This is a genomic window from Paracoccus sp. BR5-17 (assembly GCF_055693925.1).
The window spans coordinates 2,704,711-2,730,440 of sequence record NZ_JBVFUV010000003.1; the positions used below are offsets into that span (position 1 = coordinate 2,704,711).

The window sequence follows — 25,730 nt, forward strand, 5'->3', positions numbered from 1 at the left end:
ACTCATGAAGAAGATCGGCTTTCTGTCCTTCGGCCACTGGTCGCCCGAACCGGGATCGCAGGTCCGCACCGCGCGCGACGTGCTGGTGCAGTCCATCGACCTTGCTATCGCGGCCGAGGAGCTGGGCGCGGACGGCGCCTATTTCCGCGTGCATCACTTCGCCCGCCAGCTTGCCTCGCCCTTCCCGCTGCTGGCGGCCATCGGCGCGCGCACCAGCCGCATCGAGATCGGCACCGGCGTCATCGACATGCGCTATGAAAACCCTCTCTACATGGTCGAGGACGCGGGCGCGGCCGACCTGATCTCGGGCGGGCGGCTGCAGCTGGGCATCAGCCGGGGCAGCCCGGAACAGGTGGTCGATGGCTGGCGCCATTTCGGCTATCGCCCGGCCGAGGGCGAGAGCGATCAGGACATGGCGCGCCGCCATGCCGAGGTGTTCCTGCAACAGCTGGAAGGCCGGGGCTTCGCCCGCCCCAACCCGCGGCCGATGTTTCCCAACCCGCCCGGCCTGCTGCGGCTGGAGCCCCATTCCCCCGGCCTGCGCGAGCGCATCTGGTGGGGCTCGGCCTCCGAGGCGACGGCGCGGTGGGCGGCGCGGATGGGCATGAACCTGCAAAGCTCGACGCTGAAGGTGGACGAGACGGGCGAGCCGTTCCACGTCCAGCAGGCCCGCCAGATCCGCATCTTCCGCCAGGAATGGGCGGCGGCGGGCCATGACCGCAGCCCGCGGGTGTCGGTCAGCCGGTCGATCTTCGCGCTGACCTCGGACATGGACCGCCGGTTCTTCGGGCGCGGCGGCAAGGACAGCGACCAGATCGGCACCATCGACAACTACCGCGCCGTGTTCGGGCGCAGCTATGCCGACGAGCCCGACCGCCTGATCGACCAGCTGCGCGAGGACGAGGCGATCGCCGAGGCCGACACCCTGCTGTTGACGGTGCCGAACATGCTGGGGGTCGATTACAACGTCCACGTCCTGGACAACATCCTGCGCCACGTCGCGCCGCCCCTTGGATGGCGCTGATCCGGGCGGCCCGGCAGCCCCTTGCCGGCCCGGCCGGGAAGGACCGCGCTAGGCGCCCCTGCGCCTGCGGCGGACGTAAAGCTCCAGCCGGTGGTGGACGATCTCGTAGCCCCTCTCGGCGGCGATCTCGGCCTGCAGCCGCTCGATCCGGTCGTCGGTGAACTCGACCACGTCGCCGGTCTCGAGGTCGATCATGTGGTCGTGGTGGCGCTGATCGGCGGCCTCCCACCGGGCCGGCTCGCCCTGGAACTCCAGCTTGTCGATCACCCCCTGCGTCCGCAGCGTGGTCAGCGTGCGATAGACGGTCGCCAGCGACACCCCCGCCCCCGCCGCCTCGGCCCGGCGGTGCAACTCGGCGGCGTCCGGGTGATCCTCGCTGCCCGCGATCACGCGCAGCAGCGCCGCGCGCTGCCGCGTCACCCGCACCCCGGCATCGCGCAGGGCCTGTTCCAGTCGTGTCGCGCGCTTTTCCATGAAACCTTCATGCCCCAGGCCGCGTTCAGTTGCAACTAGTTCTCAAGTGTTGACAGATGCGAACGGTTTGCACATAACGTCCCCATGGACCGAGGAGGAAAGCCCATCGCGATGAAACTGCTTGCGGCGGCCGCGCTGGCCGGCCTGCTGTCCCTGCCCGCCCAGGCCGAACCCCTGAAGGTGGCGACCACCTTCACCATCATCGCCGACATGGCCCGCAACGTCGCCGGCGATGCGGCGGTGGTGGAATCCATCGCCCGGCCGGGGGCCGAGATCCACAATTACCAGCCCAGCTCGGGCGACCTGATCCGCGCCAGCGACGCGCAGCTGATCCTTGCCAACGGCCTGAACCTGGAAAGCTGGTTCCAGCAGTTCATCGACCAGCTGGGCGATGTGCCGGTGGCCGTGGTCAGCGACGGCGTGGAACCGCTGCCCATCAGCGGCGGAGAGTATCAGGGCAAGCCGAACCCCCACGCCTGGATGGGGCTGGACAACGCCCTGATCTATGTGGACAACATCGCCGCCGCCCTGGCCGGCGCCGATCCCGCCAACGCCGCGGCCTACAAGGCCAATGCCGAGGCCTACAAGGACCGGATCACCCGCACCATCGCCCCGCTGCGCGACGCCGCCCGCGCCCTGCCCCCGGAACGCCGCTGGCTGGTCACCTCGGAAGGGGCGTTTTCCTATCTCGCCCGCGACTTCGGCCTGAACGAGCTTTACCTCTGGCCGATCAACGCCGATGCGCAGGGCACCCCCCAGCAGGTCCGCCAGGTCATCGACGTGATGCGCGACAACGGCATCGGCGTGATCTTCTCGGAATCCACCGTGTCCGACCGTCCGGCCCGCCGCGTCGCTGCCGAGACCGGCGCGACCTATGGCGGCGTCCTCTATGTGGACAGCCTGAGCGAGGCCGACGGCCCGGTGCCCACCTATCTGGACCTGCTGCGCGTCACCGCGCAGACGATCGTGGACGGGCTGGGGGGATGACCGACGGGATCGACGTCAAGAACCTGACCGTCGCCTACCGCAACGGCGTCACCGCCCTGCGGGACGCCAGCTTCTTCGTGCCCAAGGGATCGGTCACCGCCCTGGTGGGCGTGAACGGGGCGGGGAAATCGACGCTGTTCAAGGCGCTGATGGGGCTGCTGCCCCATGCCGCGGGGCAGGTCCGCATCATGGGCGGCAGCGTGGCCGAGGCGCTTGCCCGCAACCTGGTGGCCTATGTCCCCCAGGCCGAGGAGGTGGACTGGACCTTCCCCGTGCTGGTCGAGGACGTGGTGATGATGGGCCGCTACGGCCACATGGGCTTTTTCCGCCGCGCCCGCGCCGCCGACCGGCAGGCGGTGGACGCGGCCCTGGCCCGCGTCGGCATGACCGATTTCCGCCGCCGCCAGATCGGCGAACTGTCCGGGGGCCAGAAGAAGCGCGTGTTCCTGGCCCGCGCCATCGCCCAGGACGCCCGGGTGGTCCTGCTGGACGAGCCCTTCACCGGCGTGGACGTCAAGACCGAGGAGGCGATCATCGCCCTGCTCAGGGCGATGCGAGAGGAAGGCCGGGTCATGCTGGTCTCGACCCACGACCTGGGCTCGGTGCCGGAATACTGCGACCGGGTGGTGATGGTGAAGGGCACCGTCCTGGCCAGCGGCCCGACCGAGACGACCTTCACCCCCGAAAACCTGCGCATGGCCTTCGGCGGCGTGCTGCGCCACTTCGTGCTGGCGGGCGCGGCGCTGCACGACGACGCCGACCACCGCAGCCTGGACGTCTTCACCGACGACGAACGCCCGGCGGTCTTCTACGACCAGCGCGCCCGCAGGACCGACGGATGACGCGCCCGGCTTCACCTTTGTGCCAATACCCCACGGGGGCGCGGGGGTGTGAAACCCCCGCCTGCGACGGCTGATGCTGGACACCCTGCTGATCCCCTTCACCTACGGTTACATGGCGAACGCCATCTGGGTCTCGGCCCTGGTGGGCGCGGTCTGCGCCTTCCTGTCGGCCTATCTGATGCTGAAGGGCTGGAGCCTGATCGGCGACGCCCTGTCCCATTCCATCGTCCCCGGCGTCGCGGGCGCCTACATGCTGGGCCTGCCCTTCGCGCTGGGCGCCTTCCTGTCGGGGGGCTGGCGGCGCTGACCATGCTGTTCCTGAACAGCCGCACGGGCCTGAAGGAGGACGCCATCATCGGCCTGATCTTCACCGGCTTCTTCGGGATCGGGCTGTTCATGATCTCGCTGAACCCGGTCTCGGTCGATCTGCAGGCGATCACCATGGGCAACATCCTGGCGATCTCGCCGGCTGACACGCTGCAGCTGGCGATCATCGGCGGGGTGTCGCTGGCGATCCTGCTGGCGAAGTGGCGCGACCTGATGGTGGTGTTCTTCGACGAAAGCCATGCCCGCACCATCGGCCTTCATCCCGGCCGGCTGCGGGTGCTGTTCTTCACGCTGCTGGCGGCCTCGACCGTGGCGGCGATGCAGACGGTGGGCGCCTTCCTGGTCATCGCGATGGTCGTCACCCCCGGCGCCACCGCCTATCTGCTGACCGACCGCTTTCCGCGCCTGATCGCGCTGTCGGTGGCGATCGGCAGCCTGACCTCGGCCCTGGGCGCCTATGCCAGCTTCTTCCTGGACGGCGCGACGGGCGGCATCATCGTGGTGCTGCAGACCCTGATCTTCCTGGCGGCCTTCGTCCTGGCCCCGCGCCACGGCCTGCTGGCCAGCCGGCGCCGCCTGCGCGAGGCGGGCGAATGACCTGGCTGACCGCCCCCTTCGCCTTCCCCTTCATGGTCGAGGCGGCGCTGATCGCGGTGATCGTCAGCATCCCCGCCGCGCTTCTCAGCTGCTTTCTCGTGCTGCGCGGATGGGCGCTGATGGGCGACGGGATCAGCCACGCCGTGCTGCCGGGCATCGTGCTGGCCTACCTGGCCGGCATCCCCCTGCTGATCGGGGCCTTCGCGGCGGGCATGGTCTGCGCGCTGTCGGCGGGCTGGCTGGACGCCAACAGCCGCATCAAGCCCGACACGACGCTGGGGGTGGTCATGGCGGGGATGTTCGGGCTGGGGATCGTGATCTACACGCAGTTCCCCACCGACGTGCATCTGGACCACATCCTGTTCGGCAACATCCTGGGGATCGGGCGGGACGACTTCCTGTCGGCGGGGTCGATCTCGGCGGCCGTGGGGCTGGTGCTGATCCTGAAATGGCGCGACTTCGCGCTGCTGGTCTTCGACCCGGTGCAGGCGCGCGTCGCCGGTCTGGCGGTGGGCTGGCTGCATTACGGGATGCTGGCGATGATCTCGGCCGTGGTGGTGGCGATGCTGTCGGCGGTGGGCATCATCCTGTCGGTGGCGCTGCTGATCGCGCCGGGGGCCATCGCCTTCCTGATGACGCGCAGGCTGCAGGCGATGCTGGTCCTGTCGGTGCTGATCGCCACGCTGTCCAGCCTGGCGGGCATCTGGATCAGCTTCTGGCTGGACAGCGCCCCCGCCCCCACCATCGTCGTGGTGATGACGGCGCTGTTCACGCTGGTGTTCTTCTGGCGCCAGTCCCGCGCGCCCCGCCCCGCCCCCTGATCCCCCGCCACCGCAACCCCACCGCCGAAAGGAACCCGATGCTGCCCGACCGCTCTGCCTTCCCGGCCGACTTCATCTTCGGGGTGGCCACCTCGGCCTATCAGATCGAGGGCTCGGCCCAGGGCCATGCCGGGCCGTCGCACTGGGACAGCTTCGCCGCCACGCCCGGCACCATCGCGGATGCCGGCAACGGCAGCCGGGCCTGCGACCACTACCACCGCTGGCCCGAGGATCTGGACCTGATCCGCGAGGCGGGCTTTTCGGCTTACCGCTTCTCGACCTCGTGGGCGCGGGTGATGCCCGACGGGGTGACGGCGGACCCGCGTGGCCTAGCGTTCTACGACCGGCTTGTGGACGGGATGCTGGAGCGCGGGCTGGCGCCGCACCTGACGTTCTATCACTGGGACCTGCCGGCGGCCCTGGCGGACCGGGGCGGCTGGCAGAACCGCGACATCGCCCCCCGCTTCGCCGACTACTGCGGGTGCGTGCAGGCCCGCCTGGGCGATCGGACCGCCAGCGCGGCGACGCTGAACGAACCCTGGTGCATCTCCTGGCTGTCGCATTTCCTGGGCCATCACGCGCCCGGCCTGCGCGACATCCGCGCCGCCGCCCGGGCCATGCACCACGTCCTGCTAGCCCACGGCACCGCCCTGCAGGCGCTGCGCGCCGCAGGTGCCCGCAACCTGGGCATCGTCCTGAACTTCGAGACCGCCCAGCCCGCCGACGACACGCCGGGGGCAGCCCGCGCGGCGCGGCTGCAGGACGCGATCTACAACCAGTGGTTCATCCGCGCCATCATGGGCCAGGGCTATCCGCAGGACGCCCTGGAGGGGCTGGAACCGCATCTGCCGCAGGACTGGCAGGCCGACATGGCCCTGATCGCGCAGCCGATCGACTGGCTGGGCGTGAACTACTATACCCGCCGTCTCTATGGGGCGGGCGCGGGCCTGTGGCCGCAGGGCGAGGCCGTGGACGGACCGCTGCCCAGGACGCAGATGGGGTGGGAGATCCGCCCCGAGGGCCTGACCGAGTTCCTGACCCGGCTTTGCCGCGACCATGTGGGCGGCTTGCCGATCATGGTCACCGAAAACGGCATTGCCGAGGCAGCGGGCCGCGACATTGCCGCCGATCCCCGCCGCATCGCCTTCATCGGCGACCACCTGCGCGCGGCGCGGGCGGCGATGGATCAGGGCGTCAACCTGCGGGGCTTCTTCTACTGGTCGCTGCTGGACAACTTCGAATGGGCTTGGGGATACGGGCCGCGCTTCGGCCTGGTCCATGTGGACTATGACACCATGACCCGCACCCCCAAGGCCAGCTGGCACGCCTTCCGTGCCATGCTGGCCCCGGCGGGCTGACGCGGATCAGGCGCCGCCGATGCCGGTGACGACCTTGCCGGTGCCGCCGCAGTCGGGGCATTCTTCGCCCTCGACCTTGCCGGTGCCTTCGCATTTCCGGCAGATGTTTTCCCCCGCCCCCGGGGTACCCGGCGGAACGGCGTCGGGGTTTTCGGTGTCGCTCATGGCGTCCTCCTGCGCTTGAATGATCGACCTCAACCCGGTGGCCGCGCGCATGTTCCACGCCCGACCGCCCGCCCGTCGGTTGCGCCGTGCCCGGCCAGGGTCTATCTGGACAGGCAGGAACGAACGCCAGGGGCCACCATGATCGTCATCGCCGCCGCCGTCATCGGTGCAATCCTGGGCTGGCGCCGCGCCGCGCGGCTTGGCGGCACCCGGCGCGACCGGGCGCAGTATGCGGCGGGCTTCGCCATCGCCTTCGCCCTGCCGGGGCTGTTCGCCACCGTCATTCTCGACCGGGTGCTGTGATGTTCATTCCCTTCCTCGACAGCCTGCGCCGCCAGGGGGTTCCGGTCTCGCTCAGGGAATGGCTGGACCTGATGGCCGGGATGCAGGCCGGGGTGGCGGGCTGGTCGGCCGATGGCTTCTATCACCTGGCCCGGCTGTCTCTGGTCAAGGACGAACGCCACATCGACCGCTTCGACCGCGCCTTCGCCGAGTCCTTCGCGGGCCTGGAGACGATCCCGATCGAGGCGCTTGTCACCGAACAGGCCATCCCCCGGGACTGGCTGGAGAAGCTGGCCGAGAAGCTGCTGACCGAGGAGGAGAAGGCGCGGATCCGCGGCAGCGGCAGCTTCGAGGATTTGATGAAGACCCTGCGCGAGAGGCTGGCCCAGCAGCAGGGGCGCCACCAGGGCGGCAGCAAGTGGATCGGCACGGCGGGAACCTCGCCCTTCGGGGCCCATGGCTACAACCCCGAAGGCGTGCGCATCGGCCAGGACGAATCGCGCCACCGCCGCGCCGTCAAGGTCTGGGACAAGCGCGAGTTCCGCGACTTCGACGACAACGTGGAACTGGGCACCCGCAACATCAAGGTGGCGCTGAAGCGGCTGCGGCACTGGGCGCGGCACGGCGCGGCCGAAGAACTGGACCTGCCCGCCACCATCCGCGCCACCGCCGACCACGGCTATATCGACGTGCAGACCCGGCCCGAACGGCGCAACGCGGTCAAGGTGCTGCTGTTTCTGGACGTGGGCGGGTCGATGGACGACCACATCCGCGTCGTGGACGAGCTGTTCTCGGCCGCCCGGGCCGAGTTCAAGCACATGGAGCATTTCTATTTCCACAACTGCCTGTACGAAGGCGTGTGGAAGGACAACCGCCGCCGCTGGGCGGAACAGACGCCGACCTGGGACGTGCTGCACCGCTTCGGCCGCGACTACAAATGCATCTTCGTCGGCGACGCCTCGATGTCGCCCTACGAGATCGCGGCCCCGGGCGGGGCCAGCGAACACTGGAACATGGAACCGGGCGAACTGTGGCTGCGCCGCGCCGCCGAAACCTGGCCGGACCACGTCTGGCTGAACCCGGTGCCGCAGGCGCATTGGGGATACACGCCCTCGATCGCGATGATCGGCAGCATCTTCGAAAACCGGATGATGCCCATGACGCTGGACGGGTTGACGCAGGCGATGCGGATCCTCGGCTGATCCTCTGGCGCGGGGGCGGGTGCGGGGCCATATTGGCCCGATGATGAAGTATCTGCCGATCATCCTTCTGATCCTGTACCTGGCGGCGATGTGGTTCATGTCGCTGTACCGGCTGCGTCAGGATCTGGACCGGAACTCGACGCCGCTGACCCATCCGCGCCTGGTGCCCATGCTGGAGCGGCTGGGCCGGGCGATGGACCTGCCGCCGGTCAGCGCCCATGTCTACGAGGTCGATCCCGTGAACGGGCTGGCCGCCCCCGACGGGCGGATCTTCCTGACCCGCGGCTTCATCCGCAAGCTGGACGCGGGCGAGGTCACGCCCGAGGAACTGGCCAGCGTCATCGCCCACGAACTGGGCCATGTGGCCCACGGCCATGCGCGGCGGCGGATGATCGACTTCGCGGGCCAGAACGCGATCCGCATGGCGCTTGCCGGGATCCTGGGCCGCATCATCCCCGGCCTGGGCGTCTGGATCGCGGGCCTTGTCGCCACCGCCGTCGCCGCCCGCCTGTCGCGCGACGACGAATTCGAGGCCGACCGCTTCGCCAGCGCCCTGATGATCCGCGCCGGGCTGGGGACGGCGCCGCAGATTTCGCTGTTCCGCAAGCTGGACCGGCTGACCGGCCATCGCGGCGGCGCCGCGCCCGCCTGGCTGCTGTCCCACCCGCCCGTCGCCCGCCGGATCGCCGCCATCGAGGCGCTGCAGGCCCGCTGGCAACGCTGAAGGCCCGCTGGCACCGCTGAAGGAACAGGCTTGCGGGATCCGCAGGCCGGCCTATTCTGCGCCGGACCATCACGGATTGACCATGACCCGCCCTTTCCGCCGCCTGGTTCTGTATGTTCCGGGCTTCGATCCCATGCCTCCGCGCCGCTACCGGGAGTTGTATCGCCGCGAATCGGGCAAGCAGGCCGCGATCAGCGGCTATGACCTGACGATGCGGGCGGGCGCGGCGGGCCCCGGCTGGACGGTCGAGGCGCGGTTTCCCGAAGGCGAGGCCCGGTCGCGGATCGAGGTCATGGTCTGGTCCGATCTGGTCCGGGCCTCGATGACCGCAGGGATCGCCGGCACCTATGCGCAGATGCTGCGCGTGGCCCGTCTCTATCTGTGGTCGGGGGCGCTACGGCGGCTGATGCGGCTGCGCCGGGGCCCGGTGCTGGCGGCGCTGTATCCCCTGGCGATGCTGGCGGGGCAGCTTCTGGGCGCGCTGCTGGTGGCGGGGCTGGCGGGCTGGGCCGCGGCCGCGCTGACCGGCCGGCCCTGGCTGGCCCCGCCCTGCGCCACGGCGGCCGCCTGGGGGATGCTGGCGGTGCTGCGGTCCCTGGACCACCGCCTGTTCGCCTATTACCTGATGCACGACTATGCCTTCACCGCCAGCCGGGACGGCGCCTATCCCCCGCCGCTCGAGGCGCGGCTGGCGCGGTTCACCGACAGCCTAGCCCAGGCGCTCGCCTCCGGTGCCGACGAGGTTCTGGTGGTCGGCCATTCCTCGGGCGCCGCTCTGGCGGTGTCGATGGTGGCCGATCTGCTGCGCGGCGGGACGCGGCCGCAGGGCGTGGCGCTGTCGCTGTTGACGCTGGGCCATGTCGTGCCGATGGCGGCCTTCCTGCCGCGCGCGGAACGGCTGCGGGCGGATCTGGCCTGCCTGTCGGAACGGCCGGACCTGTTCTGGCTGGACGTTACCGCGCCCGGCGACCCCTGCAGCTTCGCCCTGTGCGACCCGGTCGCCGTGACGGGGGCCGCCGGGCCGGGCCAACGCTGGCCGCTGGTCCTGTCGGCCGCCTTCAGCCGCACGCTGTCCCGGCGCCAGCAGCGCGACCTGCGGTGGCGGTGGTTCCGGCTGCATCTGCAATATCTCTGCGCCTTCGAGCAGCCGGGCGACTATGATTACTTCGCGATCACCGCCGGGCCGCGCGCCCTGGCCGACCGCTTTGCCGGCCGCAGGCATTCGCCGGGCCGCATCGCCACCCCGGCCGGACCGGGGCTGCCGTGATCCCGCCCCGCCCCCGGTCCGCCGAAGGGCGGGGCAGCGTCCTGCGCCTGGCCCGCGCCTTTCGCCGCGACCTGCTGTCCGCCCTGCCCGACCGCCTGTTCGGCGCCTGGATGGCCGAGTTCCGCAGCCCGCTGATCCACAGCTTCCTGTGCAACGACCCGGCCTTGGTCCGCCTGATCCTCAGGGACAGCCCCCGCGACTTCCCCAAGTCCGACCGCCTGCGCGTGGGACTTGCGCCGCTTCTGGGCAATTCGGTCTTCGTGACCAACGGCGCCGAATGGGCCGCGCAGCGCCGCATCATCGACCCGGCCTTCGACGGCGGCAGGCTGCCCGACACGCTTCCCGCCATCTTCGCCGCCGCCGATGCCCTGGTCGCGCGGCTGAAGCCGGGCCTTCAGGACATCGAACCCCAGGCCAGCCATGCCGCCGCCGACGTGATCTTCCGGGCGCTGTTCTCGATGCCCGTCGAACAGGACACGGCGGCGCGCGTGTTCGCCGCCTTCCGCGCCCATCAAGAGGCCCAGCCCATCGTGAACTGGGCGGCGCTGCTGCCCTGGCCCCGCTGGATGCCCCGGCCGGTCTCGCGCCGCACCCGCAGCACCGCGCTGCAGATCCGCAGCCTGATTGCCGATCTGGTAGCCGACCGGAAACAGGCGATCCGCCGGGACCACGCCCCCGACGACTTTGCCACCCGCCTCATGACGACGCCCGACCCCCAGACCGGCCGGTGCTTTTCCCAGCCCGAGGTGGTGGACCAGGTGGCGATCTTCTTCCTGGCCGGCCACGAGACCAGCGCCGCCGCGCTTGGCTGGGCGCTGTGGCTGCTGGCGGCCCATCCCCCCTGGCAGGACGCCGTCGCCGCCGAAGCCGCCGCGCTGACCCCGGACATGGCCGGCGTCAGTGCCCTGCGCGTGACGCGCGCGGTCTTCCGCGAGGCCCTGCGCCTCTATCCCCCTGTCCCGATGATGGTTCGCCAGGCCGCGCGGCCGGAAAGGCTGCGCGGCCGCCCGGTGCCGCGCGGCGCGCAACTGGTGCTGTCGCCCTGGCACCTGCACCGCCACCGCCGCCTGTGGGACGATCCCGACGGCTTCGATCCCGCCCGCTGGTCCCGCCCCGAAAGCCGCCCCGCCATCCGCGACGCCTTCATCCCCTTCTCGGCCGGAGAGCGGAGCTGCCCCGGCGCGGGCTTGGCGATGATCGAGGGCGTGGTGATGCTGGCCCGCGTGATCGGAGCCTTCACCCTGCGCCCCGGCCCCGTGCCGCCCGTCCCGGTGGCCCGCCTGACCCTGCGCGGCCGCGACGGAATCGCCATCCACCTGACCCCCGGCCGGGCGCATCATCCGCTTGACAATCCCCCACCGACGCGGAAAAAGGGCGCCAGTGGGGCCGTAGCTCAGTTGGTAGAGCGCATCGTTCGCAATGATGAGGCCAGGGGTTCGATTCCCCTCGGCTCCACCAGCATCATAGGCTCCGCCAGCATACTGGACTGTTTCTTTTCATCGGTTTAGATGAAATTCACTATCATGTTGCCTGCTGCATTCCACTTGGGTTGACAAGGAACAACTCCGGGCAAATCCTCTGGGTGATTCAGTTCCGCTCGTCTGTCGGCTTCAGTAGCAGGAAAGGGCCGAGGCAAGCTGCCAAGACCTTCTTACCTAGACTGGCTTCACGGGCTTAACATCAGAACATCCTCCATGACCGGAAGCCCTGCAGAGGCGCAGGGAGGGATGCTGCAGACTCGGCCTTCATCTCGGCTAGGCTGCCAGAAATTTCAGCGGACCTGTTGGTGGCCTTCCAGAGTCACTGGGAAGGGCACGCCATGGATAAGGGACAAGGATGGGGTCGGATGATGGCGGCTGCCCACACCAGTCCCGCAGCGCCCATGATCGGGGAAGACCACAAGGCGATGATGGTCGGCGGATCATGGTGGCTGTCATCTCCAGGAACAGCTTCAGGCCGATGGCCGGGCGAGATCAGAGAACGACCCCCCCTCAAGAGGATGAACCTCGAGAGGGGCGAAGGCAGGGCGCAAGACCAAGGGGCTGGGCCGCGATGAAAGAGTCCCGATTGGGCAGAAGGCAGGCCTTCGTGATACGGCTGCGACCCATTGCATCGGTTTCGGGTTCATCCTGCAATGCAGGACGGACAATCACACCCTGTCCAGCAAGGCGCTGGTCCGGGGCTGTCGGAAAGACCACCGGGCAATGATGGCGATCAGCCCACGTGGGCTATCATCGTCAGGTGAAGCTTCAGCCCGGCAATCAGTGAAGATGAATAGCCCCGAGTTTCTTCGACGCCTTTCCGCCTCATCATCTGTTGCCGCTCGAACTCGGCAGGCGACAGCATCCCGTTTCTCGCAGGTTTGCGCTTCGGGTTGTAGAACATCTCGATGTCATCGAACACGTCCTGCCTTGCCTCTTCGCGCGTCCGGTAGGTTCTGCGTCTGATCCTTTCGCGCCTGAGCAGGTTGAAGAAGCTCTCGGCCACCGCATTGTCGTGGCAATTGCCACAGCGGCTCATCGAATGCTCAAGAGCGTGGGCACGCAGGAAGGCGGCCCAGTCCATGCTGGTAAACTGGCTGCCCTGATCTGAATGGATCAGCACCTTGTTCTTCGGCTTTCGTCGCCAGATGGCCATCATCAGGACCTGCAGAACGACATCTGTCGTCTGACGGCTCTGCATGGACCAGCCGACCACGCGCCGGGAGTAAAGATCGATGACCACAGCGAGGTAGGCGAACCCTTCTTGTGTCTGGATATAGGTAATATCGGTCAACCAAACCTTGTCTGGGGCCTCGACGTCGAACTTCCGGTCGAGGGTGTTGTCGACCGCGACCGACGGCTTGCCGCCATAGCTGCCGGGGCGGCGCCTGTAGCCGATCTGTGCCTTGATCCGACTCTGTTGCACAAATGTTATGCTGCCCGAGCTGCTGGACCAGATCCCGCCCGATCGGGAGATCGGCAGCGTCACTGGCGACGGCGCCTTCGACACACGCAAGTGCCACGACCCCATCGCCGCCCGTGGTGCAGCTGCGGTCATTGCGCCCCGCAAGAACGCCAGGCCATGGAAGCCGACACCGCAGGCGCAGTCGCCTGCAACGAGGCCCTGCGCGCATCAGGGCACTTCGGCCGGACCATCTGGCGACGATGGAGCAGCTATCACCGCCGAAGCCGCGTCACGACCAAGATGCATTACGTCAAGCTGCTGGGCCGGCGCCTGACCGCCCGTGACCTCGACTGCCAGGTCGCCGAGTTCCAGCTCCGTCGCCATCCCGAACGGCTTCGCCGCCCTTGGCATCCCCGTAACGGAAGCCGCGGGATAAGTCCGTCCGGGGAAAGGGGATCTCCAGCCGTCACGCGATTTGTGCATCAGAGCCCATTGTCGCTCGGATCAAGAGCGCAACAATGGCGACTTCATGAGCCTAGCGGACGCGCAGGAAAAGCTGGAGAATTGGCGTAGGCACTACAACGCGGACCGACCCCATAGCGCGATCGGATATAACGTCCCGATCGCCCCGCATTATCTCGGCGGCGCAGCCAGCCCGTCGCCATGAAAAAGCCGGAAAGCTCCAGCATCCGGCGGTCCAAGGTTGGGGAGCAACGCAAGGTTGGGCAGACTCTCCATCACAGCAAGGGACTTCCGGGGGCAGGTCACGCATCCCGTTCGATCACGCTCTCCATCTCTGGCGCCGCCACGAAGCGCCATGCCCGTCGAGGCCCTGCCATGACGTTGAGATAGTAAAGCTCGAACCCGTGGGGCGCGCCGCAGGGATGGTGGCCGCGCGGCACCAGCACCACGTCGCCGTCCCTGACCGCCATCACCTCGTCCAAGCTGCCGTCATCGGTATAGACGCGCTGGACGGCCCAGCCATCCTTGGGGTTAAGGCGGTGGTAATAGGTTTCCTCCAGGTAGGTGATACGGGGAAAGTCGTCCTCGTCATGACGATGGCTTGGGTAACTGGACCAGTTGCCTGCGGGCGTGAAGACTTCGGTCACCAGCAGGCTGTCACACCAGGCCTCGCCTTCCATGGCGATGTTGTTGATCCAGCGGGCGTTGGGGCCCTTGCCCCGCTGCGTCAGCGAGATGCCGTCCGGACCGATCCGCCGGGCGGGGTGTCCGCCCCGTCCCGGCGCGCTGCAGACAGCGATGGTGCAATCGGTCGCCGCCTCGGCCTGCCAGTCCCGGCCATTCGGGACATAGAGACAATGCGGCGGGATCTTCTCGAATACGTCCATCCGCTCACCCAGCTCTCCCCAGTCCCGGCTCGCGGCCTGGATACGGGCCTTTCCCTCGACCATGACCAGGATCACCTCATTGTCGCCGGTCGCTTCGCCCGCCGTCTCGCCCGCACGCAGACGGTGAAGCGAGAACCCCACATACCGCCAGCCCGCCGACGCGGGCGTGATCCGATGCACCTCGCCACGGGTGCCGAAGGGTCTGCGAAGAAGATCGGGCATGATCGCTCCTGCTTTGGACGTTAAATATCCCGGGGGGCCGGGGGCTGGTCCCCGGCTTTCGCCGCCGTCAGGCGGCAACCGCGCGGTCCAGCCCCGCCTCGACTGCGGCAGCCTTCAGCGCCTTCAACCCCATGGACTGATATTCCAGCGGACTGCGCAGCGTCGGATCCTGCTCGGCCTCGATCACGAGCCAGCCGTCATAACCCGTCTCGGCCAGGATCCGCAGCAGCGGCACGAAGTCGATGGTGCCGTCGGGATCACCCGGCACGGTGAAGGCCCCGGCCAAAACCCCTTGCAGAAAGGACAGGTTCTCTGCGCGCACCCGTTGCGTGACGGCAGTCCGGATGTTCTTGGCATGGAAATGCGCCACCCGCCTTGCGTGCCGGCGCAGCACCGCCGCCGGGTCGCCGCCGCCGAAGGCGCAATGGCCTGCGTCGAATAGCAGATGCGTCGCGGGGCCCGTCGCGGCCATGAAGGCGTCGATCTCGTCGGGCGATTCGACAACCGTGCCCATATGGTGGTGATAGGCCAAGGTCACGCCCTGGGACGCCAGATAGCCCGCGAAGGCCTCGATCTTCGCACCGAATGCGGCCATCTCGTCCGCCGTCAGGCGCGGGCGGTCGTTCACCGGCACGCAGGGATCGCCATGCACGGTGTTGGAACACTCGCAGACGATGCAGACCTTGCTATCATTGGCCTTGAGCTTCGCCAGATGCGGCTGGACCGCCGCGATCTCGTCCTCGACCGACCCGACCAGCAGGTTCGTCGAATACCAGCCCGAGACAAAGGCCAGGCCGTATCGCCCCAGCAAGTCCTTGAGCGCCTGCGGGTCGTCGGGCCAGCGGTGGCCGTTCTCGATGCCGTCGAAGCCGATGATGCGGCCCGCCTCGCGCAGGATTTGCTCGGTGGGGATATGGGCGCCGATGGTCTGGTCGTCGTCATTGGCCCAGGCGATGGGGTTGGTGCCATAGCGGATCATGGATGCTTTCCTCAGTTCACCAGCCGCGCGCGGGCGGCGTTTTGCAGGTATGTTGTGTAGGCGTCGCGCAGGCTGTCCGTCGCACCCACCTCGGGGACCGCCACGTCCCACCAGTGGCCCGCCTCCTCGGTCAGCCCCTGGGCGGGGCCGTCCTTGGCGGTGGTGTCGATCACGATCACCGTGGGGACGCTTCGCCCCCGCGCGGCGATGATCTGCGCCTCCAGGTCAGCGATGGTTTCCGCCTTGACCGCGTGGGCGCCCATCGACACCGCATGGGCCACATAGTCGATGCGCGGCTGGTCGGCGACGTTGCAGTCCGCATACATGTTGTTGAAGGGCGCGCCGCCGCAGACCTGCTGCAGGCGGTTGATGCAGCCATAGCCCCGGTTGTCGGTCAGCACGACCGTGAAGGGGATGCGCCGCATCACCGCCGTCGCCAGTTCGCTGTTGGCCATCATGTAGCTGCCGTCGCCCACGAAGCAGATGACCTCGCGGTCCGGGCAGGCCAGCTTGATGCCCATGGCACCGGCGATCTCGTAGCCCATGCAGCTGTACCCGTATTCCATGTGGTATCCGCCCTGCGCGGGCTGCCACAACAGCTTCAGCGCACCGGGCATGGTGCCGGCCGCGCACATGGCGATGGCCTCCGGCGCGGCGCGCTGCACGGCGCCGATCACCTGCGCGTCATTGGGCAGGTCGTTGCCGGACGCAGGCGCCGCGCAATGGGCGTTCACGGCGGCCTGCCAAGCGGCGCGGGGGGCAGGATCGAAGGCCGCGCGGTGATCGCCCAGCATCGCCGTCAGCTTCTCCAGGGCGACCCGCGCATCCGCCACCAGCGGCTCGGCGGCATGCTTCATCGCGTCGTAGCCCTGCACGTTGATCGACACCAGCGTCGCATCGGGTGCGAACATCGTCCGCGATCCGGTGGTGAAGTCCTGAAGCCGCGTGCCGACGCCGATCACCAGATCCGCGTCCCGCAGCACCGCATTGGCGGCGGCAGACCCGTCCACGCCGGATGCGCCGAAGTTCATCGGGTCGGCCTGCGCCAGCGCCGACTTGCCCGCCTGCGTTTCCGCGACGGGGATGCCGTGGCGGGCGGCAAAGGCCGACAGCGCGGCCTCGGCGCCGGAATAGATCACGCCGCCGCCCGCGACGATGGCGGGACGTTCGGCCCTTCGGATCAGGTCGGCCACCCGCGCCAGTTCCCCCGCATCGGGTTCGGGTCGCCGGATGCGCCAGGTGCGCGGCTCGAAGAACACCTCGGGCCAGTCCCAGGCTTCGGCCTGCGTGTCCTGGCAGAAGGCCAGGCAGACGGGGCCGCAATCCGCGGGGTCGGTCATCACCCGCAGCGCGCGGGGCAGCGCGGTCAGAAGCTGCTCGGGCCGCTGGATGCGATCGAAGTAGCGCACCACCGGGCGGAAGCAGTCGTTGGCGGACACGGTGCCGTCGTCGAAATCCTCGACCTGCTGCAGCACCGGGTCGGGGCGGCGGCTGGCAAAGACATCGCCCGCGATCAGCAGCACCGGCAGGCGGTTCACATGGGCCAGCGCCGCGGCGGTCACCATGTTGGTGGCCCCCGGCCCGATCGAGGAGGTCACGGCCTGCGCCCGCCTGCGCGCCTTGGCCTTGGCATAGGCGATGGCCGCATGGGACATGGTCTGTTCGTTCTGGCCGCGCCAGGTCGGAAAGGCCTCGCCGATGCCGTGCAGCGCCTCGCCGATTCCCGCCACGTTGCCGTGCCCGAAGATCGCCCAGCAGCCCTCGATGAACCGCTCGCCATCCTCCGTCATCTGCACCGACAGCCAGCGGACCATGGCCTGCGCCGCCGTCAGCCTGATCGTTGCGCTCATCCCTTCACCTCTTGCCTGTTCCGTCGTCGTGAGGGCTGTCCCGCTCCTGCCCAGAGGCCGGTTCATGCCGCCCCCCGCCTGTCCGCGGCGCCTGCGCGCGCCTTGTCCCAGAGACCGCACAGGCGCGCATATCGCCGCGCCATCTCGCCCACCGCCTCGTCGTCGGTCAGGTCGCCGTCCAGCCAGGCCCGCGCGACCGCGCCGAAGATGGTGCGTCCCACCGCGAAACCCTTGACCAGCGGGAAGGCCGAGGCAACCGCAAAGCTGTCGGCCAGCTCCGCCTCGGGCGCGTCAAGGCCGAGGACGACGATGCCGCGAGTGTGGGGGTCGTGCGCCTCGATGGCGGCGATGGCCTTTCGCCAGGCCACGGCCTCGCGCATCGGCTCCAGCTTCCACCAGTCGGGATAGACGCCCGCCGCATAGAACTGCCGGATCAGGGTGGCCGTCGTCTCGTTGTCCACCGGGCCGACCTTCGAGGGGATGATCTCCAGCAGGAACTCCAGGTCGTTGCGGCGCGCGGCTTCCCACAGCCGCTTGACCGTTTCCTCCTGCCCCGCCCGGGTGGCCGGGTCGTCGTCCGGGTGGCAGAAGCACAAGACCTTCACCACGTTCTCGCGCGCCCACCCTTCCAGGCCCCCGCAGTCGAGGCCCAGTTCAGGCTCGAGCGCCAGGGGCCGCGATCCCGGCCATTCCGCGGGCCGCCCGATCCACAACCCCGTCCCTGATGCCGCGTGCAGCGCGTCCCGCCCGATGCGGTTGTCGCACAGGATGCCATAGCCCGGCCGACCCCCCTGCACCTGCAACGCGGCCCGCAGGCAAAGTTCCTTGAAGGCGCTGCCCTTTGTGGGCGTGTATCCCGGCATCTGTTCCAGCTGCATCCGGTGGTCGAAGGCAAAGACCCGCATGGTGGACCAGTCACCCCCGGTGCGGCGGTGCCGGTTGGTGGCCCAGTGGACCTGTTCCAGTTCCGCGTCGTTCCTGAGGTCCGGCCGCACCACCCCGCGCCTGAGGAAGAACTCCAGTTCAGCCAGCGAGGGATAGGCCGGCGTGCAGCCGTGCCGGCTGACCGCCAGCGCGCCGCAGGCGTTGGCGTATTCCAGGGCGCGCGGCCAGGGCTCGCCGTCCAGCCAGCCCTTCATCAGCCCGGAAAAGAAGCCGTCACCCGCGCCCAGGACGTTGAACACCTCGATGGGAAAGCCCGGTCCCGCCTCGCCCTGGTCCAGGCTGTCGGGAATGGCGCCGGTAAAGGCCACAGCACCCGCGGCCCCCCGCTTGCAGACCAGGGTCGCGTCAGTGGCATTGCGCACGGCCCGCAGCGCGGCCACCGTATCGGTGGTGCCGCCGGCGATGTGGAACTCCTCCTCAGTGCCAACAATCAGATCGAACAGGTGCAGCGTCCCTTGCAGCTTGGCCGTAACCGCCGCGCTTTCCACGAAGCGGCTTTCCCCCGCGCCATGCCCCGCCAGCCCCCAGAGGTTCGGACGATAATCGATGTCCAGCGCTGTCCGCGCCCCGTGCTTGCGGGCCAGCCGCAGCGCCTTGATGACGGCAGCTTCGGTTCGGGGATGGGAGAGGTGCGTTCCCGTGGCCAGAACCGCGCGGGTATCAGCGATCAGCCCTTCGTCGATGTCATCCTCGCACAGGGCCATGTCGGCACAGTCGCTGCGATAGAATATCAGCGGAAACTGCTCCTGGTCGCGGATACCCAGGATCACCAGGGCGGTCAGACGGTCGGGATCGGTCCTGACGCCGCGCACGTCCACGCCTTCGCGCACCAGCTGCTCACGGATGAAGCGGCCCATATGTTCGTCGCCCACCCGCGTGATCAGCCCCGACCGCAGCCCCAGCCGCGCCGTCCCGCAGGCGATGTTGGTGGGGCTGCCGCCGATATATTTGCGAAACGACCCCATGTCCTCAAGCCGCCCGCCCACCTGCGCGCCGTAAAGGTCGATGCTGGAACGGCCGATGGTCACAAGGTCGAGGGTCCTGGTCATGGGATCGGTCCTGTCTTGGGTCAAAGCTGCGCGGAAACGAAGGCCATGCTGGCCTTCACCGCACCCTTGGGATCGGCGGCCTGATGAACTTCGGGGGCGAAGGGTTCGAAGCTGAAGGGGCCGTCATAGCCCGCGTCCAGCAGCGCCCGGATCTGGGGAAGGTTTTCCAGCCGATCCGCGCCGTCCACCAGCACGCGGTGGGCGTCCAGCATGTCGGCCACCGACACCGCCGGATCGACCACGCCCGAGATATGGACAAGTCCGGTCCAGTCCGGGAAGAACGCGGTTTCCCCAGCAAGGTGATGGTGGAAGGTGTCGTGCATCAGCTTGTAGGTGCCTTCCCCGCCAGCCGCCTGGATGGCGCGGATCGCCTCGGCCTTGGTCCGCAGCGATGAAATCGGGAAGCCCAGCGGTTCGACCAGCCCGATCAGCCCGCGCGTGTCGAGGATCGTCTTCATCGCCCGCAGCGCGCCCATCAGGCCGTCGAACGCGACCGGCGTGCCGTCGTTCAGCGGGCACATGACCAGCGCCTTGGCCCCGCAGGCGCTCGCGTAATCGGCCATCGCCTCGGCCCGCGCGGGCAGGTCGCCGGACCAGACGTTGAAGGGGTAAAGCGCATTGATCGAGACGATGGTGACGCCCGCCTTCTCGGCCTCGGCCTTCACCTCGGCAGGGTCCCAGGTGCCGACGATATCGGGCAGGTCGTTGCGGATCTCGACTTCGGTGACGCTCAACTCGCGGGCTGCCGCGAAGAAGTCGGGCAGCGGCAGCTTGGGCGCGGCGATGTGGTTCAGGGCAAAGCGCATGAGGGCCTCAGGCGAAAAGGGCGGGGCGGTCGGGATAGGTGATGGCGACGGACTCGCCCTCGGCTTCCTGCGCCTGGACGCAGGCATCAGAGGTGACGGCGGCCATGTAGCCGTCCCAGGAGGTCGGGCCCGAGGCGGTGCCAAGCGCGGCGGCCTTCAGGAAATCCTGCAATTCCACGTCGTAGGAGGCCACGAAGCGGTCCTTCCAGTCGGTCAGGATGGGGTTCTGCAGGGTCGCGTTCAGGCGCATCTGAACGGCCATCGGCTCGGGCAGCTTTGCCGTGCCGTCTTCGCCCACGACCTCGCACTGGATGTCATAGCCGTAGTGGCAGTTCACGAAGATTTCGGTGTCGATGACCACGCCCCTGGCGGTCGTGAGCGTGACGATCTGCGGATCGCGCAGTTTCGCGTGGGTGCGCGCGCAGGACCGGGGGAAGGTCACGCGGGCGGACACGTAGTCGTCGTCCAGCAGCCAGCGGAACACGTCGATCTCGTGGATCAGCGTGTCGTGGATCGCCATGGGGGTGGTGTAGGCTTCGGGCACCGAAGGGTTGCGGTGGGCGGCGTGGACCATGAGCGGTGCGCCGGTCCGCGCCAGCGCGGCCTTCAGCGCGACGTAGCCTTCGTCGTAACGGCGCATGAAGCCCACCTGGACCAGGCGGCGTCCCAGGGCCACCTCGGCATCGACGATGCGCTTGGCGCCCTCGGCAGTCGTGGCCAGCGGCTTTTCGCAGAAACAGGGCTTGCCGGCGGCGATGGCGGCCAACACGTATTGCTCATGCGTCGCGCCCCAGGACGTGACCAGCACGGCATCCACCTGATCCGAGGCAATCAGCTCCTCGCCCGTGGCGAAGACGGTGGCCTCGGGGGCGATGTCGGTGCGGACCGCCTCGGCCGAGGCGCGGTTCACGTCCGACAGCGCGGTGATGGTGCCGCCCTGCAGCACCTGGTTGATGCGGCGGGCGTGGTCGCGGCCGATGGCTCCGGTGCCGATGACACCAATTCTGACGGTCATGTGGGGTCTCACTTCCAATATTGATCGATGTATTTCTGCATCTCCGCCCGCATGAAGCGCCCGGAGTGGTCGGCCCTGTCTTCCCAGGCGAAGACGCAGGCGGTCATGATGCCGTCGAAGCCGATTTCCGCCAGCGTGCCGAAGAAGTCGTCCCAAGGCACCTCGCCCTGGCCGATGTCGAGGTGCTGGTGGACGCGCGCCTGCGTGCCCGGCGGGTTCAGGATATAGCGCAGGCCGCTTGATGCCTTGTGGTTGAAGGTGTCGCCCACATGGACATGGGCCAGCACGTCGGCTGCCTCGCGCAGCATCGCCACGGTGTCGTCGCCGAAATAGAAGGTGTGCGGCGCGCAATACAGGAACTTCACCGCCTTCGAGTTCACCGTGCGGATGATGTCCAGCGCGGGCTGGATCGTCTCGCACCAGTCCTCGGGATGGGGTTCGACGTTGAGCTGGATCCCCTCGCGTTCCAGGATCGGGACCAGCTCCTCGATGCTGCGCCACCAGGCGTCCTCGCAGGCCTCGATCATCGACCCGGTGTGGCAGCAATAGCAGCTGCCCTTGTCCGGATGGGGTCCGCGGCCGAATTCGCTGTTCATGGTGTCCACGCCCAGTTCCACCGCGATCTCGATGGCGCGCTTCCAGTGACGCACGGCGGCCTGGCGTTCGACCTCATCGCTGGAAGCCCAGCGATACATCGGCAGCAGCGACGCGATGCCCACTTCCGCGTCCTTCAGCGCCTGTTTCAGCACCTTGATGCGGTCGGGGAACACGCGCGGCGCCTTGAACCATTCCAGGAAATCGCCCCGGGGGGACAGTTCGATCCAGTCATAACCAAGCTCCTTGACCTTGGCGGGGATCGCCTCGAGCGGCAGGTGGCGGTGCATGAACGGGTCGATGGCAATGCGCATGATGGCGGTCCTGTGTCCTGTCCGAAGGGCCGGTTAGTTCCGGTAGTCGGCCATGTTCCGGGGCGTGACCGGCTCGAAGGGGATCCAGTGCTCGGACTCGATCCTCTCGCCGTTCGCGGCAGCAACCGCAGCCTTGACGGCCTGCTCGCCCTGGCCGGTGGCGTTCTGATAGACGGTCACGTCCATCTGCCCGGCCTCCATCGCGGCCAGCCCGTCGGCGGTGGCGTCGATGCCTGCGATGACGATGTCGCCCTTGCCGGTGGTCGCGGCCAGGGCCTGCGCCGCGCCGATGGCCATCTCGTCGTTGTTGGCGACGATGGCGTCGAACTCCAGGCCCGCCGTCATCCAGGACGTGACCAGATCCTGGGCCTGAACGCGGTTCCAGTTGGCGACCTGCTTTTCGATGATCTCCACGCGGCAGTCGGGCTTGGCAAAGGCTTCCTCGACCATCCTGGTGCGCACCAGGGCGGCGTGGTTTTCCAGCGGGCCCATCAGGATCACGGCTTTGGGATCCTCGCGGTCCTTCAGCGCCGCGCAGACGGCGGCGGCTTCCAGACGGCCCGCATCCGTTTCCCGGGAGCCCACATAGGCGGTGCCGGCGGGCATCCCGCTTTCCAGTTCGGCGGGCGGGTGGTTCACGTAGATCAGCGGGATGCCCGCCGCCGTTGCCGTGGCGGTGATGGCCGTCGTCGAATCGCCATCGACGGCGTTCACGATGATCGCGTCCACGCCGTTGGCCACGAAGTTCTGGACCTGGTTCAGTTGCCTGGCCACGTCCAGCTGGGCATCCTCGACCGACAGGGTGACGCCTTCGGTGCGTTCCGCCTCGACCCGGATGCCGTTCAGCAGGATCGTCAGGAAGGGGTTGTCGAACGAGGTCATGGTGACGCCGATCCGCGTCTCGGCAGGCGCCGGAACGGCAAGCGACAGGCAGAGGGCGGTGGTGGCGATCAATCTGGTCATGGCTGTTGTCCTTGGGCGTATTCGGGCAGGTGCCGGGGCGGTCCGGTCGGCCGGGCCGCGCGCTGTTTCAGCTGGTCTTGCGGCGCTTGCGCTGACGATGCACATCGGCCACCACGGCAGCCACGACGATCGCCCCCTTGATCATTTCCTGGTAGTAGGCGTCCAGCCGCAGGAACGTGAAGCCCGAGATGATGACCCCGAAGATCACCATGCCGATGGCCGTGCCCAGGATCGACCCGCGCCCGCCGTTGAGCGACACGCCCCCGATCACCGCCATGGCGATGGCGTCGAGTTCATAGGCCAGGCCCATCCCCGCCTGCGCCGTCTGGCCGCGGGCCGCCACCACCATCCCGGCAAGCGCCGCCAGCATCGCGGCGATCACATAGACCTTGACCAGATGGCGCTCCACGTCGATGCCCGATACGCGGGCGGCCTGGGCATTGGCGCCGATGGCATAGGTGAACTTGCCGTAGCGGGTGTATTTCATCGCCACGTGGAAGATCGCGGCGACCAGGATGAAGATCACCACCGGCATCATGCCCGATCCGATCCAGGCGAAGCCTTCGGTGGGAAAGCTGATGGGCTGGCCCTTGGTGTACCACTTGGCGAAGCCGCGCACGGTGACCATCGTGCCCAGGGTGGCGATGAAGGGCGGGATCTTGGTATAGGCGATCAGCCAGCCGTTGATCAGCCCCACGACGGCCCCGCAGCCAAGCCCGATCAGCAAGGGCACGATCATCGGCAGGTCGGTCAGCGACGGATAGACCGCGCGGGCATAGGTCGAGACCTGGGCGAAGGACATGGCGACCATCGCCACCGCCCCCACCACGGAGCCCGACGACAGGTCGATCCCGCCCGAGATGATGACCTGCGTCACCCCCACGGCGATGATGCCGATCACCGACACCTGCAGGATCATGATCTTCAGCCGGTTCCACGAGAACAGGAACGACTGGCCCTGGAAGATCCAGCCCAGGATCTCGAAGACCAGCGCGATGCCGATCAGGACCAGCAGGATGTTGACCTCGGCCGGAAGCTTGCGGTGGACGCGCGGGGCGCTGCGGGCGGTGATGTCTTGGCTGCTCATGAGGATGTTCCCTTACTTCGCCGCAAGCGACATGATCTTGACCTGATCGGCCTCGGCCCGGTCCAGGAAGCCCGAGACATGGCCCTCGTGCATGACCATGATGCGGTCGGACATGCCCAGCACCTCGGGCAGTTCCGACGAGATCATCAGCACCGCCACGCCCTGCGCGGCCAGTTCCGTGATCAGGCGGTGGATTTCGGATTTCGCGCCCACGTCGATGCCGCGCGTGGGTTCGTCAAGGATCAGGATCCGGGGCCTGGTCAGAAGCCAGCGCGCGATCAGCAGCTTCTGCTGGTTGCCGCCCGACAGGTTTTCCACCGTTTCCTGAAGGTCCGGTGTCTTGACGCGCAGCGTGCGGGCCATGTCCTCGGCCAAGGCGTTGACCTCGCGCTGCTGGACGAAGCCGTGTTTCACATGGCTGCGGGTGATCAGCGCGGACTGGATGTTCTCCAGGCAATCGAGCGTCAGGAAGCAGCCGGTTTCCTTGCGGTCCTCGGTCAGGAAGGCCATGCCGTGGGCCATGGCCTGCGCCGGCGTGGCGATGGTGACGGGCGCGCCGTCGATCAGGATCTCGCCCGACGCGGCGGGTGTCACGCCGAACAGCGCCTCGGCCACGTTCGATCTCTTCGATCCGACCAGGCCGGCCACGCCCAGGATCTCGCCCCGCCGCAGGGAAAAGGACACGTCGTGGAAGACGCCGGGCAGGGTCAGGTTCCTGACCTCCAGGATCGTCTCGCCGATGGGGCAATCGACCTTGGGGAACATGTTGGTGATCTCGCGGCCGACCATCATGCGGATGATGTCGTCGCGGGTCACGTCCCTGGCGTTATGGGTGCCCACATACTTGCCGTCCCGGAAGACGGTGAACTCGTCGGCGATCTCGAACAGCTCGTTCATCTTGTGGGTGATGTAGACGATGCCGATGCCGCGTTGGCGCAGGTCGCGGATGATGGCGAACAGGTGGTCCACCTCGCGTTCGGTCAGGGCCGAGGTGGGTTCGTCCATGATGAGGACGTCGGAATTGTGGGACACCGCCTTGGCGATCTCGACCATCTGCTTTTGCGCGACCGTCAACTCGCTGACCTGCGCGCGGGGGTCGAGGGCGATGTTCAGACGCGCGAACAGCTCGGCCGTCATCTGCGCCATCTTCGCGTGGTCGATCAGACCGAAACGGTTCTTCGGTTCACGCCGGATCCAGATGTTCTCGGCCACCGTCATCCAGTTCATCAGCGCCAGTTCCTGGTGGATCATCGAGATCCCCTGGTCCAGTGCGTCCAGGGGCGACCGCAACGACACGACCTGCCCGCGGAGCCGGATCTCGCCCGCGTCGGGCTGATAAACGCCAGCGATGATCTTCATCAGCGTGGACTTGCCCGCCCCGTTCTCTCCCATCAGGGCATGGACGGTGCCCCGGCGAATGCGCAGCTGCACGTCGTCCAGCGCCAGGACGCCCGGAAATTCCTTGCGGATGCCGCTGATCGACAACACGCCCTCGCGCTCGATGGCGGCATGGACGCGGTCGATGGCGGCGGCTGTCCTTGGACTGACCATCGTCTGTCCTCCGGTTGGGGAAAGGATGCCGGGACGGAAAGCCGCCCCGG

The 25,730-nt window shown here is 68.1% G+C and carries 21 protein-coding genes, 1 tRNA gene and 5 pseudogenes; 14 read left to right on the forward strand and 13 right to left on the reverse strand.

The features are described from left to right. Positions 1 to 4 precede the first annotated feature (4 nt). Positions 5 to 1,024 (forward strand): LLM class flavin-dependent oxidoreductase, encoded by a 1,020-nt coding sequence (locus ACZ1HC_RS14980; protein WP_472700666.1) that lies wholly within the window; start codon positions 5 to 7, stop codon positions 1,022 to 1,024. 48 nt (positions 1,025 to 1,072) lie between these two features. Here ACZ1HC_RS14980 and ACZ1HC_RS14985 read toward each other — a convergent pair whose 3' ends face one another. Further along, complete coding sequence (locus tag ACZ1HC_RS14985; protein WP_472700667.1) at positions 1,073 to 1,498, reverse strand: Fur family transcriptional regulator; 426 nt, start codon at positions 1,496 to 1,498, stop codon at positions 1,073 to 1,075. A gap of 111 nt (positions 1,499 to 1,609) precedes the next feature. Here ACZ1HC_RS14985 and ACZ1HC_RS14990 point away from each other — a divergent pair, with 111 nt between their 5' ends. The 5 genes and pseudogenes from ACZ1HC_RS14990 to ACZ1HC_RS15010 all read left to right on the forward strand — a co-directional run bounded on the left by ACZ1HC_RS14990 (position 1,610) and on the right by ACZ1HC_RS15010 (position 6,430). Further along, positions 1,610 to 2,485: a metal ABC transporter substrate-binding protein gene (locus ACZ1HC_RS14990; RefSeq protein WP_472700668.1), complete on the forward strand. Its 876-nt coding sequence runs from the start codon at positions 1,610 to 1,612 to the stop codon at positions 2,483 to 2,485. After that, positions 2,482 to 3,327, forward strand: coding sequence for a manganese/iron ABC transporter ATP-binding protein (locus tag ACZ1HC_RS14995; protein WP_472700669.1), 846 nt, complete (start codon positions 2,482 to 2,484; stop codon positions 3,325 to 3,327). Before ACZ1HC_RS14990 ends, ACZ1HC_RS14995 begins: the two co-directional genes overlap by 4 nt. Before the next feature lie 73 nt (positions 3,328 to 3,400). Continuing rightward, a pseudogene (locus ACZ1HC_RS15000) lies at positions 3,401 to 4,251 on the forward strand (metal ABC transporter permease). Further along, entirely contained in the window at positions 4,248 to 5,072 is an 825-nt protein-coding gene (locus ACZ1HC_RS15005) for a metal ABC transporter permease (protein WP_472700670.1), read from the forward strand. The pseudogene ACZ1HC_RS15000 and the gene ACZ1HC_RS15005 overlap by 4 nt, the downstream one beginning before the upstream one ends. 38 nt (positions 5,073 to 5,110) lie before the next feature. Further along, on the forward strand, positions 5,111 to 6,430 hold the full coding sequence (locus ACZ1HC_RS15010; protein WP_472700671.1) for a GH1 family beta-glucosidase: 1,320 nt from the start codon (positions 5,111 to 5,113) through the stop codon (positions 6,428 to 6,430). Positions 6,431 to 6,436: 6 nt separating this feature from the next. On the opposite strand, the gene ACZ1HC_RS15015 is transcribed toward ACZ1HC_RS15010, so the two are convergent. Further along, positions 6,437 to 6,595, reverse strand: a complete 159-nt coding sequence (locus ACZ1HC_RS15015) for a hypothetical protein (protein WP_472700672.1) — start codon at positions 6,593 to 6,595, stop codon at positions 6,437 to 6,439. 138 nt (positions 6,596 to 6,733) lie between these two features. On the opposite strand from ACZ1HC_RS15015, the gene ACZ1HC_RS15020 reads away from it, so the two are divergent. The 6 genes and pseudogenes from ACZ1HC_RS15020 to ACZ1HC_RS15045 all read left to right on the forward strand — a co-directional run bounded on the left by ACZ1HC_RS15020 (position 6,734) and on the right by ACZ1HC_RS15045 (position 11,528). Then, positions 6,734 to 6,898, forward strand: coding sequence for a hypothetical protein (locus ACZ1HC_RS15020; protein ID WP_472700673.1), 165 nt, complete (start codon positions 6,734 to 6,736; stop codon positions 6,896 to 6,898). Beyond that, positions 6,898 to 8,079, forward strand: a complete 1,182-nt coding sequence (locus tag ACZ1HC_RS15025; RefSeq protein WP_472700674.1) for a vWA domain-containing protein — start codon at positions 6,898 to 6,900, stop codon at positions 8,077 to 8,079. Before ACZ1HC_RS15020 ends, ACZ1HC_RS15025 begins: the two co-directional genes overlap by 1 nt. Before the next feature lie 40 nt (positions 8,080 to 8,119). Then, on the forward strand, positions 8,120 to 8,803 hold the full coding sequence (locus ACZ1HC_RS15030; RefSeq protein ID WP_472700675.1) for a M48 family metallopeptidase: 684 nt from the start codon (positions 8,120 to 8,122) through the stop codon (positions 8,801 to 8,803). An 82-nt stretch (positions 8,804 to 8,885) separates the two neighbouring features. After that, entirely contained in the window at positions 8,886 to 10,070 is a 1,185-nt protein-coding gene (locus ACZ1HC_RS15035; RefSeq protein ID WP_472700676.1) for a hypothetical protein, read from the forward strand. A 110-nt stretch (positions 10,071 to 10,180) separates the two neighbouring features. Beyond that, a pseudogene (locus tag ACZ1HC_RS15040) lies at positions 10,181 to 11,266 on the forward strand (cytochrome P450); the annotation flags it as partial. Positions 11,267 to 11,452: 186 nt separating this feature from the next. Then, positions 11,453 to 11,528 (forward strand) — tRNA-Ala (locus ACZ1HC_RS15045). An 834-nt stretch (positions 11,529 to 12,362) separates the two neighbouring features. Here ACZ1HC_RS15045 and ACZ1HC_RS15050 read toward each other — a convergent pair. Beyond that, positions 12,363 to 12,962: pseudogene (locus tag ACZ1HC_RS15050) on the reverse strand (IS3 family transposase); the annotation flags it as partial. Positions 12,963 to 12,984: 22 nt separating this feature from the next. On the opposite strand from ACZ1HC_RS15050, the pseudogene ACZ1HC_RS15055 reads away from it, so the two are divergent. Further along, positions 12,985 to 13,392: pseudogene (locus ACZ1HC_RS15055) on the forward strand (transposase); the annotation flags it as partial. 90 nt (positions 13,393 to 13,482) lie between these two features. Then, positions 13,483 to 13,623: pseudogene (locus tag ACZ1HC_RS15060) on the forward strand (integrase core domain-containing protein); the annotation flags it as partial. Positions 13,624 to 13,720: 97 nt separating this feature from the next. Here the strand turns inward: ACZ1HC_RS15060 and iolB are convergent. The 10 genes from iolB to ACZ1HC_RS15110 form a co-directional block, all read right to left on the reverse strand. Then, positions 13,721 to 14,527 (reverse strand): 5-deoxy-glucuronate isomerase, encoded by an 807-nt coding sequence (gene iolB, locus ACZ1HC_RS15065; protein ID WP_472700677.1) that lies wholly within the window; start codon positions 14,525 to 14,527, stop codon positions 13,721 to 13,723. A 67-nt stretch (positions 14,528 to 14,594) separates the two neighbouring features. After that, positions 14,595 to 15,506, reverse strand: a complete 912-nt coding sequence (iolE, locus tag ACZ1HC_RS15070) for a myo-inosose-2 dehydratase (RefSeq protein WP_472700678.1) — start codon at positions 15,504 to 15,506, stop codon at positions 14,595 to 14,597. An 11-nt stretch (positions 15,507 to 15,517) separates the two neighbouring features. Continuing rightward, a complete protein-coding gene (gene iolD / locus ACZ1HC_RS15075; RefSeq protein WP_472700679.1) occupies positions 15,518 to 17,356 on the reverse strand; it encodes a 3D-(3,5/4)-trihydroxycyclohexane-1,2-dione acylhydrolase (decyclizing) in 1,839 nt (612 codons plus the stop codon). Positions 17,357 to 17,418: 62 nt separating this feature from the next. Continuing rightward, entirely contained in the window at positions 17,419 to 19,350 is a 1,932-nt protein-coding gene (locus tag ACZ1HC_RS15080; RefSeq protein WP_472700680.1) for a bifunctional 5-dehydro-2-deoxygluconokinase/5-dehydro-2-deoxyphosphogluconate aldolase, read from the reverse strand. A 20-nt stretch (positions 19,351 to 19,370) separates the two neighbouring features. After that, on the reverse strand, positions 19,371 to 20,156 hold the full coding sequence (locus tag ACZ1HC_RS15085; RefSeq protein ID WP_472700681.1) for a TIM barrel protein: 786 nt from the start codon (positions 20,154 to 20,156) through the stop codon (positions 19,371 to 19,373). Between the two features lie 7 nt (positions 20,157 to 20,163). Further along, on the reverse strand, positions 20,164 to 21,171 hold the full coding sequence (locus tag ACZ1HC_RS15090) for a Gfo/Idh/MocA family protein (protein ID WP_472700682.1): 1,008 nt from the start codon (positions 21,169 to 21,171) through the stop codon (positions 20,164 to 20,166). Between the two features lie 8 nt (positions 21,172 to 21,179). After that, positions 21,180 to 22,079: a sugar phosphate isomerase/epimerase family protein gene (locus ACZ1HC_RS15095; RefSeq protein ID WP_472700683.1), complete on the reverse strand. Its 900-nt coding sequence runs from the start codon at positions 22,077 to 22,079 to the stop codon at positions 21,180 to 21,182. Between the two features lie 33 nt (positions 22,080 to 22,112). After that, positions 22,113 to 23,042, reverse strand: coding sequence for a substrate-binding domain-containing protein (locus ACZ1HC_RS15100; protein ID WP_472700684.1), 930 nt, complete (start codon positions 23,040 to 23,042; stop codon positions 22,113 to 22,115). Between the two features lie 67 nt (positions 23,043 to 23,109). After that, on the reverse strand, positions 23,110 to 24,129 hold the full coding sequence (locus ACZ1HC_RS15105; RefSeq protein WP_472700685.1) for an ABC transporter permease: 1,020 nt from the start codon (positions 24,127 to 24,129) through the stop codon (positions 23,110 to 23,112). 12 nt (positions 24,130 to 24,141) lie between these two features. After that, the gene (locus tag ACZ1HC_RS15110) at positions 24,142 to 25,680 is read right to left on the reverse strand and encodes a sugar ABC transporter ATP-binding protein (RefSeq protein ID WP_472700686.1); all 1,539 of its coding nucleotides are present in this window, start codon (positions 25,678 to 25,680) and stop codon (positions 24,142 to 24,144) included. Between the last annotated feature and the right edge of the window lie 50 nt (positions 25,681 to 25,730).